Below are 14,087 nucleotides of genomic sequence, written 5' to 3' on the forward strand. Positions count from 1 at the left end.
CCCAGAGGAGGAATTCCGTGACCCAGGAACGCGAGAAGGCGATTGAGCTGGCACTGAGCCAGATAGAGAAGCAGTTCGGCAAGGGCGCCATCATGCGGCTGGGTGCTGACGAGGCCCTGCCGGACATCGACGCCATCCCCACCGGCGCCCTCTCCCTGGATATCGCCCTGGGGGTGGGCGGGGTTCCCCGGGGACGGGTCATCGAGATCTACGGCCCCGAGTCGTCGGGCAAGACGACCCTCGCCCTCCACATCGCCGCCGAGGCCCAGAAGCTGGGCGGCATCGCGGCCTTCGTGGATGCCGAGCACGCCCTGGACATCGGCTATGCCCGCAAGCTGGGTGTTCGGACCGACGACCTCCTGGTCTCCCAGCCCGACACGGGGGAGCAGGCCCTTGAGATCGCCGAGATGCTCGTGCGGAGCGGCGCCGTGGACGTCCTCGTCATCGACTCGGTGGCGGCCCTCGTTCCCAAGGCCGAGATCGAGGGGGAGATGGGGGACTCCCACGTGGGGCTCCAGGCCCGCCTCATGTCCCAGGCCCTGCGCAAGCTCACCGGCATCATCTCCAAGTCCAACTGCTGCGTCATCTTCATCAACCAGATCCGGATGAAGATCGGCGTCATGTTCGGCAGCCCCGAGACCACCACCGGCGGCAACGCCCTCAAGTTCTACGCTTCGGTCCGCCTCGACATCCGCAAGATCGCCACCCTCAAGCAGGGGGATGCGGTGATCGGCTCCCGCACCAAGGTGAAGGTGGTGAAGAACAAGGTGGCTCCCCCCTTCAGGGAGGTGGAGTTCGACATCTACTACGGCGAGGGGATATCCCGCCTGGGGGACCTCCTGGACCTGGCCGTTGACCGCAAGATCATCGACAAGAGCGGTGCCTGGTTTTCCTACGGCTCCGACCGGATCGGCCAGGGACGCGAGAACTCCCGGAATTTCCTCAAGGAGCATCCGGAGATGGTGGCCGAAATCGAGGACAAGATTTACGAAACGGCCGGCATTCCCCGCAAAGGGGGGAAGGAAGAGGCGGCGTAGCCCATGGAACTCAATGATATTCTTGCCATAGCGGTCAAGGCTAAAGCGTCTGATATCCACATCAAGACGGGGCTCCCCCCGGTTGTCCGGATCGATGGACGGCTGCGGCCCATTCCCAATGCACAGCGTCTTGCCCCGGACCAGGTTCGCGCCATGGCCTTTGCCATCATGAATGAGCGACAAAAGGGGATCTTCGAGGAGCACTACGAGTGCGACGTGGCCTACGGGGTGCCGGGACTCGGCCGCTTCCGGGTGAGTATCTATTCCCAGCGGGGGACCGTGGCCATGGTCTTCCGGTCCATCCCCTTCGGCATCCCCTCCATTGAGAACCTGACCCTTCCGCCGGTCATCAAGAAGCTTGCACTGGAGGAACGTGGGCTCATCCTCGTCACCGGCACCACGGGAAGCGGCAAGTCCACGACCCTGGCCGCCATGATCGACTACATCAACGAGCACCGGACCTGCAACATCATCACCGTCGAAGACCCGGTGGAGTTCCTGCATCGGGACAAGAAGAGCATCCTCTCCCAGCGGGAGGTGGGGTTCGATACCCTTTCCTTCTCCACTGCCCTGAAGGGAGCCCTACGCCAGGACCCGGACGTGGTTCTCGTGGGGGAGATGCGGGACCTGGAAACCATCGAGACCGCCATGCACGCCGCCGAGACCGGGCACCTGGTCATGTCCACCCTCCATACCCTGGACGCCGCCGAAACCATCAACCGGATCATCTCCGTCTTCCCTCCCTTCCACCAGCGCCAGGTCAGGCTCCAACTCTCCGGGGTCATCAAGGGGGTCATATCCCAGCGGCTGGTCCCCCGGGCCGACGGCAAGGGGCGGGTTCCGGCCGTGGAGGTCATGATCGGCACCGCCCGCATCAAGGAATATATCGACGACAAGGACAAGACGAAGCTCCTCCCCGAGGCCATCGCCCAAGGGTTCACCACCTACGGGATGCAGACATTTGACCAGTCCCTCATGCAGCTCTACACCGGCAAGCTCATCACCTACGAGGAAGCGCTCCGGCAGTCCACCAACCCGGATGATTTCGCCCTCAAGGTGTCGGGCATCTCTTCCACGTCCGACAGCACGTGGGACAACTTTGTCCACGACGAAGCCCCCCCCGCGGCTGCTGGAGATACGCCCACCGAGGGGATCGAGAAGTTTTAGATGGGGGAGGAGCGGAGCGGGTTCAGCCGCGCCCTTGATATTCTCTCCCGGCGTGACCACAGCGAGGCGGAGTTGGCCCTGAAGCTGCGGCGCAAGGGGATCGACGAAAGAGAGATTGCATCAGTCGTGGCCCGCCTGCGGGAGTTGGGGTATCTCAACGACCGGCGCCTGGCCGAGCGGATAGCGGAAACGGCCATGGCCGGCGGCAGGATGGCGGGACCGCGGCTCAGCCGGGAACTCATCCGGCGCGGAATCCCCAGGGAGCTTGCGGCCGAGGCCCTGGCCAGGGCCACCGAAGGGCGCGATCTGCGGGATGACATAAGGGAGATGCTGGCCGGCAAGTTCTCATCCTTCGACCCAAGGGAGGCGGATTTACGGGAGAAACGGCGGGTGGTCGGCTGGTTCCAGCGTCGCGGCTATCCCCTTTCGGCCATCCTGGATGCCCTGCGGGTTTCCGCCGACGAATAACATTTATCTTTTCAATTCAATCCAGAATACAGAGGAACCGATGACCGGAAACGAACTACGCGCCAGATTCCTGAAATTTTTCGAGGACCGCGGACACACCGTGGTCCCCAGCTCCCTCCTCATCCCCCACAATGACCCGACGCTCCTTTTTGCCAATGCCGGCATGAACCAGTTCAAGGACTGCTTCCTCGGCATGGAGGACCGGGGGTACACCCGGGCAACCAGTTCCCAGAAGTGCGTGCGGGCCGGGGGGAAGCACAACGACCTGGAGAACGTGGGGCGCACCGCCCGGCACCATACCTTCTTCGAGATGCTCGGCAATTTCTCCTTCGGCGACTACTTCAAGAAGGAGGCCATTGCCTTTGCCTGGGAGTTCCTCACCAAGGACCTGGGGCTTGACAAGGACCGCCTCTACGTGACGGTCTACACCGATGACGACGAGGCCGCCGACATCTGGCACCACCAGGAGGGGGTTCCCCGCGAGCGGATTTTCCGCTTCGGCGAGAAGGACAACTTCTGGTCCATGGGAGACACCGGCCCCTGCGGCCCCTGCTCCGAGATCTTCTGGGACAATGGTCCCGAGGTAGGGTGCGGCTCCCCCGACTGTACCGTCGGGTGTGACTGCGACCGCTACATGGAGATCTGGAACAACGTCTTCATGCAGTTCAACCGCTCCGCCGACGGCACCATGACCCCGCTCCCCAAACCCTCCGTCGATACCGGCATGGGTCTTGAGCGGATCTGCACCGTCATGCAGGGGGTTAAATCCAACTACGACACTGACCTCCTCCAGGGGGTCATCAGGCATGTGGAGCGGCTTTCGGGAAAACGGTACCGGGAGAATGAGAAGGACGACGTCTCCATGCGGGTCATCGCCGATCACGCCCGGGCCACCACCTTCCTCATCTGCGACGGTGTCCTTCCCTCCAACGAGGGGCGGGGCTACGTGCTGCGCCGGATCATGCGCCGGGCAGCCCGCCACGCCAAGATGCTCGGCTTTGCCGAGCCGGTCCTCTACCGGACCGTGGATGCCGTGAACGAGATGATGGGGGGCTCATACCCGGAGCTTCTGGAGCGGGAAGAATACATCAAAAAGGTGATCCGGGCCGAGGAGGAGCGCTTCGCCGAAACCCTCGACCGGGGCCTCGCCATCCTGAACGACGCCGTGGCCCAGTTGAAGGGGGAGGGGAAGACGGTGATCCCCGGCGAAACCCTCTTCCGCCTTTACGACACATTCGGTTTTCCCACTGACCTCACGGCCGACATCGTCCGCGCCGAAGGGTTCACCATCGACGAGCCGGGCTTCGAGGCCTGCATGGGACGCCAGCGGGAGCAGGCCCGGGAGCACTGGAAAGGTTCCGGCGAAGAAGGGATTGCCGCCGTCCACAAGGAACTCCACAACCGTGGGGTCAGAAGCGTCTTTGTGGGTTATGACGAGAAGTGCAGCTACGCAGCGATCGGCAGCATCCTCCGTGGTGGCTCCGAGGTGGCCGAGGCGAAGGCCGGCGAAGATGTGGAAATCATCACCGACAGGACCCCCTTCTACGGCGAGTCCGGCGGCCAGGCCGGAGATACCGGCACCATCTCCACCGGCTCGGCCCACGTGCGGGTGACCGGCACGATCCGCCCCTATCCCGACCTCATCGTCCACCGGGGAACCGTCGTCGAGGGGACCATCAAGACCGGCGAGGCGTGCGACCTGAAGGTTGCGTCCGTGGATCGCGACGCCACGGCCAGAAACCACACCGCCACTCACCTCCTCCAGACGGCGCTCCGCCGGGTGCTCGGCGAACACGTGAAGCAGGCCGGCTCCCTCGTGGCGCCGGACCGGCTCCGTTTCGACTTCACCCACTTTGCCGCCATGACCCCGGAGGAAATCCGCCGGGTGGAGGAGATCGTCAATACCTTCATAATGGAGAACGATACGGTCCATGCCCGGGAGATGGCTGTTGAGGAAGCCATGGAGAGCGGAGCCACGGCCCTGTTCGGCGAGAAGTACGGCGATCGGGTACGGGTGGTCAAGGTGGGGGAGGTGAGCGCCGAGCTCTGCGGCGGCACCCACGTCCGGGCCGCCGGCGACATCGGCTCCTTCAAGATTCTCTCCGAGGCGGGAATTGCCGCCGGGGTGCGCCGCATAGAGGCCCTGACCGGCATGGGGGCGCTGCGCCACATCCAGGAGCTGGAGGATGAGAAGCGGCAGATCGCGGCCCTCATGAAGGCCGAGGGGGGAGACAATATCGACCGGCTCCAGAAACTTCTCGCCCGCCAGCGGGAGATGCAGCGGGAGATCGAGACGCTCCAGGGTCAGCTCAATGCGGCCAAATCCGGGGATCTCTTGGCGGATGTCCGGGAGGTGAACGGTGTGAAGGTCCTGGCCACGAAAGTGGAGGTGGACGATCCGAAAAAGTTGAGGGAGTTGGCCGATACCCTCAAGGACCGTCTCGGTTCCGGGGTTGTGGCCCTTGGGTGCGAGAAGGACGGCAGGGCCAACCTCCTCGTGGCGGTGACGAAAGATCTGGCGGGCCGCATCAGGGCCGGCGACATCATCCGGCAGCTGGCGCCGGTCATCGGCGGGAGCGGCGGCGGCAAGCCGGAGCTGGCCCAGGCGGGGGGGAGCCAGCCCGACATGCTGGCCGAGGCCCTCGGTAAGGTGTACGGGCTCATCGGCTGATCGGGCGGCCGGGCAGGGAGAGGGTGGTACACCATGGACGTTGTGGCGAAATTCCAGGCTGAGCGGGATGTCAAGACGATCCTCGTCGTTGACGACGAGGCGGTGATCCGTGACCTCTGCGCCCGGGCACTCAAGGGGTACCGGGTGCTCCAGGCGGCCGACGGCGAGGAGGCGTTGCGGCTCTTCGAGAAGGGGGGGGTCGACGTCATCCTCACCGACGTGATGATGCCGAAGATCAACGGCATCGAGCTGTTGCGCCGCCTGAAAGATCTGGAGCCCACCATCGTGGTCATCGTCATGACCGGCTATGCCGAGAAGGAGATCATTCTCAACGCCCTCAAGGCCGATGCCGACGACTTCATCACCAAACCCCTGAACATCCTTCAGCTCAAGACGGCGGTGGACAAGGCCCTGGACAAGAAGGCCCTTAAGGAGGAACTCGCCAACCTCAAGAGCATGGATCGACTCAAGAGCAACTTCCTCTCCCTCATCTCGCACAAGTTTCGCACCCCCATTACCGCCATCTCCCTCTTTCTCCAGAACCTGGCGAGCGGGGTTTGCGACCCGGACGACCCTGATTCGCGCGAGAACCTGAAACTCATCTGCGGCCAGTCCAGATACCTTGAGAACCTTGTCGCCGAGCTCCTGGTATTCAGCCGCTTCTTGGCCGCCGGGGAAGAGCTTCACCTGGAGCCGTGCAGCCTCCCTGAAATCATTCGTCCCCTGGTTGCCTCTTCCAAGGAGGCGACTGCCAAGCCGGGCGTCGTTGCGTCCTTCGATCTGGAGCAGCTCTCCCCCCTGTCCCTCGATCGGGAGAAAATCGCCTTTGCCATCGGCCAGGTGATCGACAACGCCTTTAAGTTTTCCCGCGAAACGGGGACTGTCTCCTTCTCCCTGCGTGAGGACAACGTTGCCTGCCGCCTGACCGTGGAGGATGAAGGCATCGGGATCCCGAAGGAAGAGCTGCCGAAGATCTTCGAGAAGTTCTATCAGGTGGACCTTGAGGGCGCCGGCCAGATTCGCGGTTTCGGCCTCGGCCTTTTCTACGCACGGGAGTTTGTCAAGCTTCACGGCGGCACCATCACCGTGGAAAGCGAGCCCGAAAAGGGAACCCGCGTTACGGTCCTTCTTCCCCTCCATTCGTCCATTACGCCCTGAGTTTCCTCACACTCCGGAGGTGGGCAAACCCGCCTTTCGTATTGATTATTTCCCCCTATCTGCTATAGTTGCACCTTTCTTGAGCCCCTTCCGGCACCACTTTCCGACGAACGGGAGGTTCAACCGCGTGCAGCATCTCATCGAAAAGGCCAACACCCTCATGGAGGCGCTCCCCTACATCCGGCGCTTCTCCGGCAAGACCATCGTCATCAAGTACGGCGGCCACGCCATGTCCGACGAGGCCCTGAAAAAGTCCTTCGCCCTCGACGTCATCCTTCTCAAATCCCTCGGCATCAACACCGTCGTGGTTCACGGCGGAGGCCCCCAGATCAACGAGACCCTCAAACGCTACGGTATCGTCTCCGAATTCGTGCGGGGGATGCGTGTCACCGACGCCGCCACCATGCAGGTGGTGGAGATGGTTCTCACCGGTCAGGTCAACAAGGAAGTGGTGGGGTACCTGAACCAGCATGGCGGCCGGGCCGTGGGTCTCTCCGGCAAGGACGGCAGTCTCCTTCTCTGTCGGAAGCTTCTCCAGGAGGTGAAGCAGGGCGACGGTTCCCTGGAGAAGGTGGACATCGGCTTCGTAGGGGACGTGGTCAAGGTGAACCAGGAACTGATCCAGACCCTGGAGCACGGCAAGTTCATTCCGGTCATCGCCCCGGTGGGCGTAGGGGAGGATGGCGAAAGCTACAACGTGAACGCGGATCTCGTGGCGGGCCGGGTGGCTGGGGCACTCAAGGCCGAGAAACTGATCCTTCTCACCGACGTGGAGGGGGTCAAGGACAAGGCGGGAGAGCTGATCCCCGGCATCGTCCTGGATGACGTTCCGCGACTCATCGACGGTGGCGTCATCACCGGCGGGATGATCCCCAAGGTCACCTGCTGTGTCGACGCCATCGAGGAGGGGGTCAAGAAGGCCTCCATCATCGACGGCCGGGTTCTCCACGCGGTTCTCCTCGAAATTTTCACTGACGTTGGCGTCGGGACCGAGATCCGACGATAGGCATGGGGTGGAAAACAGTGCCACGGGACGAAAATTTGGAGGAAATGCGAATGAAATCTGCTGATTGGATAGCAAAGGGCGACAAATACATCATGAAGACCTATGGCCGGTACCCCCTGGTGCCGGTGCGTGGCGAAGGGTGCCGGGTCTGGGACGCGGACGGGAAGGAGTATCTGGACTTTCTCGCCGGTGTGGCGGTGAACAACCTGGGACACTGCCACCCTAAGGTGGTGGCGGCGCTTCAGAAACAGGCCGCCGAGATGATCCATTGCTCCAACTACTACAATATTCCCACCCAGATCGAGCTGGCGGAGCTGCTCTGCAGCAACTCCTTTGCCGACAAGGCCTTCTTCTGCAACAGCGGCGCCGAGGCCAACGAGGCCGCCATCAAGCTCGCCCGCAAGTATGCCCGGGAAAAGACCGGCGATGTCGAGCGTTATGAGATTATAACGGCTATTGCTTCTTTCCACGGTCGGACCATGGCCACCATCTCCGCCACGGGACAGGAGAAGGTGCAGAAGTTCTTCGATCCGCTCCTACACGGATTCACCTATGTCCCCTTTGACGATGCCGACGCCCTGGAGGCGGCGGTTACGCCGAAAACCTGCGCGGTGATGCTGGAGCCGATCCAGGGAGAGGGTGGCGTGGTTATCCCTTCCGCCGACTACTTCCGGAAGGTGCGGGAAATCTGCGATCGTCACGGGCTCCTTCTCATATTCGACGAGGTGCAGGTGGGGATCGGCCGGACCGGTAAGCTCTTCGCCCATGAGCACTTTGATGTGACCCCCGACATCATGACCCTGGCCAAGGCCCTGGCCGGCGGCGCTCCCATCGGTTCCATGCTGGCGAAAGATGAAGTGGCCGCCTCCTTTTCGCCCGGCACCCACGGTTCCACCTTCGGGGGAAACCCCCTGGTCACCGCCGCCGGTGTGGCCGCCGTCCGGGCGGTGCTGGAGGAGGGGCTCCTGAACCGGGCCGAAGAAATGGGGGAATACCTCGTGGGCGAGTTGGAGCGGCTCAAGGAGAAGTATGCGTTCATCACCGACGTTCGGGGGATCGGTCTCATGATAGGGATGGAGCTCTCCGCTCCGGCCGGCGAGATCGTGCTCAAGGGGCTTGAGCGTGGCGTCCTCCTTAACGTGGCCCAGGACAAGGTGCTCCGGTTCGTGCCGCCGCTCATCGTGACCAAGCAGGAAGTGAATGAAATGATCGCCGTGCTTGACGGCATTCTGGAGGAGATTAAGCAATGACCCGGCATTTTCTTGCCCTCAACCAGTATACCAAAGAAGCCCTCGACGCCCTCTTCGCCCTGACACGGGAGCTGAAGGAAGAGCAGAAAAAGGGGATTCCCCACCGGATACTGGAGGGAAAAAGCGTCGCCCTCATTTTCGAAAAGTCGTCCACCAGGACTCGTATTTCCTTTGAGGTGGGGGTTCATCAGCTGGGAGCCCATCCGCTTTTCATCTCCTCGGCCACGTCCCAGATGGGGCGGGGCGAGCCCGTAAGGGACACCGCCCGCGTCATGGCCCGCTACTGTGACGGCGTCATGATCCGCACTTACGGCCAGGAGATTGTGGAGGAGTTTGCCCGCTATTCGTCGGTGCCGGTCATAAACGGCCTCACCGACCTGTTCCATCCCTGCCAGATCATGGCCGATCTCTTTACGGTCATCGAGCACAAGGGGAAATACGACGGGCTGAAATTCGCCTGGGTCGGCGACGGCAACAACATGGCCAATACCTGGATCGAGGCCGCCGCCATCCTCGGCTTCGACCTGGCTCTGGCCTGCCCGGAGGGGTATGAGCCTGACCGCACTGTCTGGGACTGGGCCCAGAAGAAAGCCACGTCGTCCATTACTATCACCCGGGATCCAAAAGAGGCCGTGCGCGACGCCGATGTCGTCAACACCGACGTCTGGGCCAGCATGGGGCAGGAGCAGGAACAGAAGGTGCGCGAGGTGGCGTTCAAGGGCTACTGTCTCGACGACGACCTGGTTGCCCTGGCTAAGCCCGACTGCATGGTTCTCCACTGCCTCCCGGCCCACCGGGGTGAGGAGATCACCGACAGCGTCATCGAAGGCCCCCGTTCCGCCGTCTGGGACGAGGCAGAGAACCGGCTCCACGTACAGAAAGCCATCATGGCTTCGTTGTTGAAGTAACTGATCCCATTCCGATCCAAAAGGAGACTTACATGGCCAAAGTGCACAAAGACGTGAAAAAGATCGTCCTCGCCTACTCGGGCGGGCTCGACACCTCCATCATCCTCAAGTGGCTCAAGAACGAGTACGGCTGCGAGGTCATAGCCTTCTCCGCCGACCTGGGCCAGGGCGACGAGCTTGCCCCGATCCGCGACAAAGCCTTCGCTACCGGCGCCGACAAGGTCTATATCGACGATCTGAAGGAAGAGTTCGTCAGGGACTTCGTATTCCCCATGTTCCGCGCCAACGCCATCTACGAGGGTCACTACCTCCTGGGCACCTCCATCGCCCGGCCACTCATCGCCAAGCGCCAGATGGAGATCGCGAAGATCGAGGGAGCCGACGCCGTATCCCATGGCGCCACCGGCAAGGGGAACGATCAGGTCCGTTTCGAGCTGGCCTACTACCACTTTGACCCGGCCATCACGGTTGTGGTCCCGTGGCGGGAGTGGAAGCTCAACAGCCGCCAGGCCCTGGTGAACTACGCCAAGAAAAACGGGATTCCGATCCCGGTCACCAAGAAGCGTCCCTGGTCCTCGGACCGCAACATGCTTCACATCTCCTTCGAAGGGGGTATCCTGGAGGATACCTGGGCCGAGCCCCCCGAGAACATGTACGTGCTCACCAAGGCGCCGGAGAAGGCCCCCAACAAGCCCCAGTTCGTGGAGATCGAGTTCAAGAACGGCAACGCCGTGGCCGTTGACGGCGAGAAGATGAGCCCGGCCCAGCTTCTGGCCCACCTGAACTACATCGGCGGCGAGCACGGCATCGGCCGGGTGGACCTGCTGGAGAACCGTTCCGTGGGGATGAAGTCACGGGGCGTGTACGAGACCCCCGGCGGCACCATCCTGCGCGAGGCCCACTCGGCGGTGGAGCAGATCACCATGGACCGCGAAGTCATGAGAATCCGCGACTCCCTTATCCCCGAGTACGCCCGCCAGGTCTATTCCGGCTACTGGTTCTCCCCGGAGCGGGAAATGCTCCAGACCCTGATTGACGACTCCCAGAAGTGCGTGAACGGCGTGGCCCGGGTGAAGCTCTACAAGGGGCATTGCCGCACCGTAGGCCGCAAGTCCGAGACCAACTCCCTCTTCAACCTGGATTTCGCCACCTTCGAGAAGGATCAGGTATTCAACCAGGCCGACGCCACCGGCTTCATCAAGATCAACTCCCTGCGGCTGCGGATCAGGGCGCTCATGCAGGGGAAAAAGTAGGAAAACGCGCCTTTTCGCAATCTCTGAATCATGACATCAGGGACACGGTTCGCCGTGTCCCTTCGTCTATCCCATGACCAAGAAGACTTTCAAGAAAGACCACATAGTCACCTCTGTCGTGGCGGTCATCGTGGACGATGACGGGCAGGTGCTCCTCACCAAGCGGAACGTGAGCCCCTTCAAGGGCGAATGGGTCATGCCGGGGGGGAAGATCGATCTGGGCGAGCCGATTATCAAGGCCCTCCAGCGGGAGGTTATGGAAGAGGTGGGGCTTCAGGTGGAGGTGGAGGACCTGGTCGACGTTTTCGAGCACGTGACGCCGGGTGAGGACAACTACCACTTCATCATCCTCTACTATCTCTGCCACCCCCTCTACTGTGACATCAACCACAATCTGGACGAGGTGGAGGAGGCCCGCTGGGTTCCCCGCGGGGAATTGATAAACTACAAGATGCCCCAGGGGGCCAGATTCATCCTTGGGAAAATTTTCCCGGAACTCTGCAGCTGCGAGACGTGACGAGGTCTCCATGGTCCAGATCATCGACAAAAAGGTGAATCTTGAATATGCGCTGGGGCACCACCTCCACTGCATGATCGCCCAGGTGCCGAACCGGATCCGCCGGGCAGAGAAGGGGTTTGCTGTCATGGAGCCCGACCGCCAGTGGGAAGCGGTCCGGTCGATCCTGGACCTGGTGGCGGGGGGGGAGGGGAACCTGAAAAAGCTCCACTTCCTCATGCTTCCCGAGACCCATGTCCCCGTTGTCCGCTTCGACGAGATGCTCAGGATCATCGACGGCACCTTTCGCCCCAATTCGGTGACCATGTTCGGGGTGGAGCACGTGAGCCTCAAGGCCTACCGGGAGATGCTGGAGCGGTTTCGGGAGGACAACGCCGAGGCCATCGAGCTGGTGGACCGGGACATTGACTCCGGCGACGTGCTGGAAATGCCGGTGAACTGGTGCTGCGTGGCGGTGAAGGAGGCGACGGGGAAACTGCGCGTCTTCCTGGAGGCAAAGAGCCATCCCTTCCATGGGGAGGAGTTCCTGGACAAGTTCCACGATCTCTACCGGGGGCGCCACTTTTACCTGTTCCGGAGCCGCCCCTCATGCTTCAATTTCATGGTCCTGATCTGCCTCGACTATCTCTACCGCGATCTTTACAGCTCCAATATCCGGCAGATCATCGACCACGCGAACCAGCTCTATTTCTCCACCCGCCAGACCCTGGACACCATTTTCGTGGTCCAGTGCAACCCGAAGCCGGAACACCGGGCCTACCGGGACGTCCTTTCCGGCTTCTACGGCGAGTACCTGGAGGATACGCCGGGGGTGCGGGAGACGGTGACCGTCTTCGGCAATACCTCTGACGAAACGCGAATCGAGGATGCCCCTGAAGACCGGGGGTTCGGTTGCTCGTCCGTTGTTATCAACCGGCGGCATCGCCTGGCGCGGGTGCAGCTTTCGGAGTTTTCCACCGACGACTTCGGCGGCGCGCCGGTCTGCCGGCTCCGGTTCGGCACGGGGACGCGCCTCTACTACTTCAACCTGCCGCTTCACCACGAGCTTGACCCCCGCACCACGCGGGTTCCCCTCAAGGTGCACACCATCATGCGCCCGTCCCCGGACGGCGGCTGGGTTCGGGTGAGCGGGGACGAGATGGTGGCCGAGTTCGAGATCGGGCAGGAAGGATGAGGGAATTAAAAACCTCGTTCCTGAAAATATCAGCAAAAACGCTCTGAATTGAAGGAGATAACCATGACACACGAAAAACTCTGGGGCGGCCGCTTTTCCGAACCCACCGACAAATTCGTCGAGGAGTTCACCGCTTCCATCGATTTCGACAAGCGGCTCTACCACCAGGATATCCGCGGCTCCATCGCCCACGCCCGCATGCTCGGCAAGCAGGGTATTATCCCCATGGAGGATGTGGAGAAGATCACGGCCGGCCTCCAGGAGATTCTGCGCCAGATCCAGGGGGGGCAGTTCAAGTTCTCGGTGGCCCTGGAAGACATCCACATGAACATCGAGGCCCGTCTCTCCGAGAAAATCGGCGAGGCCGGCAAGCGCCTCCACACCGGCCGTTCCCGCAACGACCAGGTGGCCCTCGACATCCGCCTCTATCTGCGGGACGAGATCGTGGAGGTTTCGGCCTACCTCGACCTGCTGGTGGATTCCCTCATTTCCCAGGCCGAAAAGAACTTGGGGGTCATCATGCCTGGGTATACCCACCTCCAGACCGCCCAGCCGATTCTCTTCTCCCACCACATGATGGCCTATGTGGAGATGTTCAGCCGGGACAAGGGGCGGATGGAGGACTGCCTGCGGCGTATGAACGTCCTTCCCCTGGGGGCCGGAGCCCTGGCGGGAACCACTTTCCCCATCGACCGGGAGCATGTGGCCGAGATTCTGGACTTCCCCGAAGTGACCCGCAATTCCCTCGACTCGGTTTCGGACCGGGACTTCGCCCTGGAGTTTATGGCTGCCTCGTCGATACTGATGATGCACCTCTCCCGCTTCTCCGAGGAGTTGATTCTCTGGTCCACCAGCGAGTTTAAGTTCGTGGACCTTTCCGACTCCTTCTGCACCGGCTCCTCCATCATGCCCCAGAAGAAGAACCCGGACGTGCCGGAGCTGGTCCGCGGCAAGACCGGCCGGGTCTACGGCAACCTCATGGCGCTCCTCACGGTCATGAAGGCCCTTCCCCTTGCCTACAACAAGGATATGCAAGAGGACAAGGAGCCCCTCTTCGACACCATCGACACCGTGAAGGGGAGCCTGAAGATATTTGCCGACATGGTTGGCGAGATGCGGATCAACACCGGGAATATGCGCGCCGCAGCGGCCAAGGGGTTTTCCACCGCCACTGATGTGGCCGATTACCTTGTCCGCAAGGGGATGCCGTTCCGCGATGCCCATGAGGTGGTGGGCAAGACCGTGGCTTACTGCCTCTCCAACGGCAAGGACCTGCCGGACCTGACTCTTGGGGAATGGCAAGGATTCTCCGATAAAATCGGGGAAGATATCTTCGGCTGCATCACCCTCGAGGCATCGGTAAATGCCCGGTCCGCCACCGGCGGTACTGCGTTGGAGCGGGTGAAGGCCGAGATCGCGCGGGTCAAGGCGGGCAGATAATCCCTTGGGATAACCATCAACGAGCGGGCGGGGCATCC

At 62.0% G+C, this 14,087-nt stretch carries 12 protein-coding genes; all 12 read left to right on the forward strand.

What is annotated here, in order from left to right; translation table 11 throughout:
• Window positions 1-17: 17 nt before the first annotated feature.
• The 12 genes from recA (at window position 18) to argH (ending at window position 14,049) form a co-directional block, all read left to right on the forward strand.
• Window positions 18-1,037: a recombinase RecA gene (recA, locus tag GMET_RS00995; RefSeq protein ID WP_004512787.1), complete on the forward strand. Its 1,020-nt coding sequence runs from the start codon at window positions 18-20 to the stop codon at window positions 1,035-1,037.
• A 3-nt stretch (window positions 1,038-1,040) separates the two neighbouring features.
• Window positions 1,041-2,204 (forward strand): type IV pilus twitching motility protein PilT, encoded by a 1,164-nt coding sequence (locus GMET_RS01000; RefSeq protein ID WP_004512788.1) that lies wholly within the window; start codon window positions 1,041-1,043, stop codon window positions 2,202-2,204.
• Complete coding sequence (locus tag GMET_RS01005; RefSeq protein ID WP_004512789.1) at window positions 2,205-2,672, forward strand: regulatory protein RecX; 468 nt, start codon at window positions 2,205-2,207, stop codon at window positions 2,670-2,672.
• Window positions 2,673-2,712: 40 nt separating this feature from the next.
• The gene (gene alaS, locus GMET_RS01010; protein WP_004512790.1) at window positions 2,713-5,343 is read left to right on the forward strand and encodes an alanine--tRNA ligase; all 2,631 of its coding nucleotides are present in this window, start codon (window positions 2,713-2,715) and stop codon (window positions 5,341-5,343) included.
• A 33-nt stretch (window positions 5,344-5,376) separates the two neighbouring features.
• On the forward strand, window positions 5,377-6,501 hold the full coding sequence (locus GMET_RS01015) for a hybrid sensor histidine kinase/response regulator (protein WP_004512791.1): 1,125 nt from the start codon (window positions 5,377-5,379) through the stop codon (window positions 6,499-6,501).
• A gap of 127 nt (window positions 6,502-6,628) precedes the next feature.
• Window positions 6,629-7,507: an acetylglutamate kinase gene (gene argB / locus GMET_RS01020; RefSeq protein ID WP_004512792.1), complete on the forward strand. Its 879-nt coding sequence runs from the start codon at window positions 6,629-6,631 to the stop codon at window positions 7,505-7,507.
• Window positions 7,508-7,557: 50 nt separating this feature from the next.
• On the forward strand, window positions 7,558-8,757 hold the full coding sequence (locus GMET_RS01025) for an acetylornithine transaminase (protein ID WP_004512793.1): 1,200 nt from the start codon (window positions 7,558-7,560) through the stop codon (window positions 8,755-8,757).
• Window positions 8,754-9,665 carry an ornithine carbamoyltransferase gene (gene argF / locus GMET_RS01030; protein ID WP_004512794.1) on the forward strand — a complete coding sequence of 304 codons (912 nt, stop codon included), beginning with the start codon at window positions 8,754-8,756 and terminating at the stop codon, window positions 9,663-9,665. The genes GMET_RS01025 and argF overlap by 4 nt, the downstream gene beginning before the upstream one ends.
• Window positions 9,666-9,697: 32 nt before the next feature.
• Window positions 9,698-10,918, forward strand: coding sequence for an argininosuccinate synthase (locus GMET_RS01035; protein WP_004512795.1), 1,221 nt, complete (start codon window positions 9,698-9,700; stop codon window positions 10,916-10,918).
• Window positions 10,919-10,991: 73 nt separating this feature from the next.
• Window positions 10,992-11,435, forward strand: a complete 444-nt coding sequence (locus GMET_RS01040; RefSeq protein ID WP_004512796.1) for an NUDIX domain-containing protein — start codon at window positions 10,992-10,994, stop codon at window positions 11,433-11,435.
• Between the two features lie 10 nt (window positions 11,436-11,445).
• A complete protein-coding gene (locus GMET_RS01045; protein ID WP_004512797.1) occupies window positions 11,446-12,609 on the forward strand; it encodes a hypothetical protein in 1,164 nt (387 codons plus the stop codon).
• A 63-nt stretch (window positions 12,610-12,672) separates the two neighbouring features.
• Entirely contained in the window at window positions 12,673-14,049 is a 1,377-nt protein-coding gene (gene argH, locus GMET_RS01050) for an argininosuccinate lyase (protein WP_004512798.1), read from the forward strand.
• Window positions 14,050-14,087: the final 38 nt, after the last annotated feature.

It is taken from the genome of Geobacter metallireducens GS-15, from assembly GCF_000012925.1.
Classification (GTDB): Bacteria; Desulfobacterota; Desulfuromonadia; order Geobacterales; family Geobacteraceae; genus Geobacter; species Geobacter metallireducens.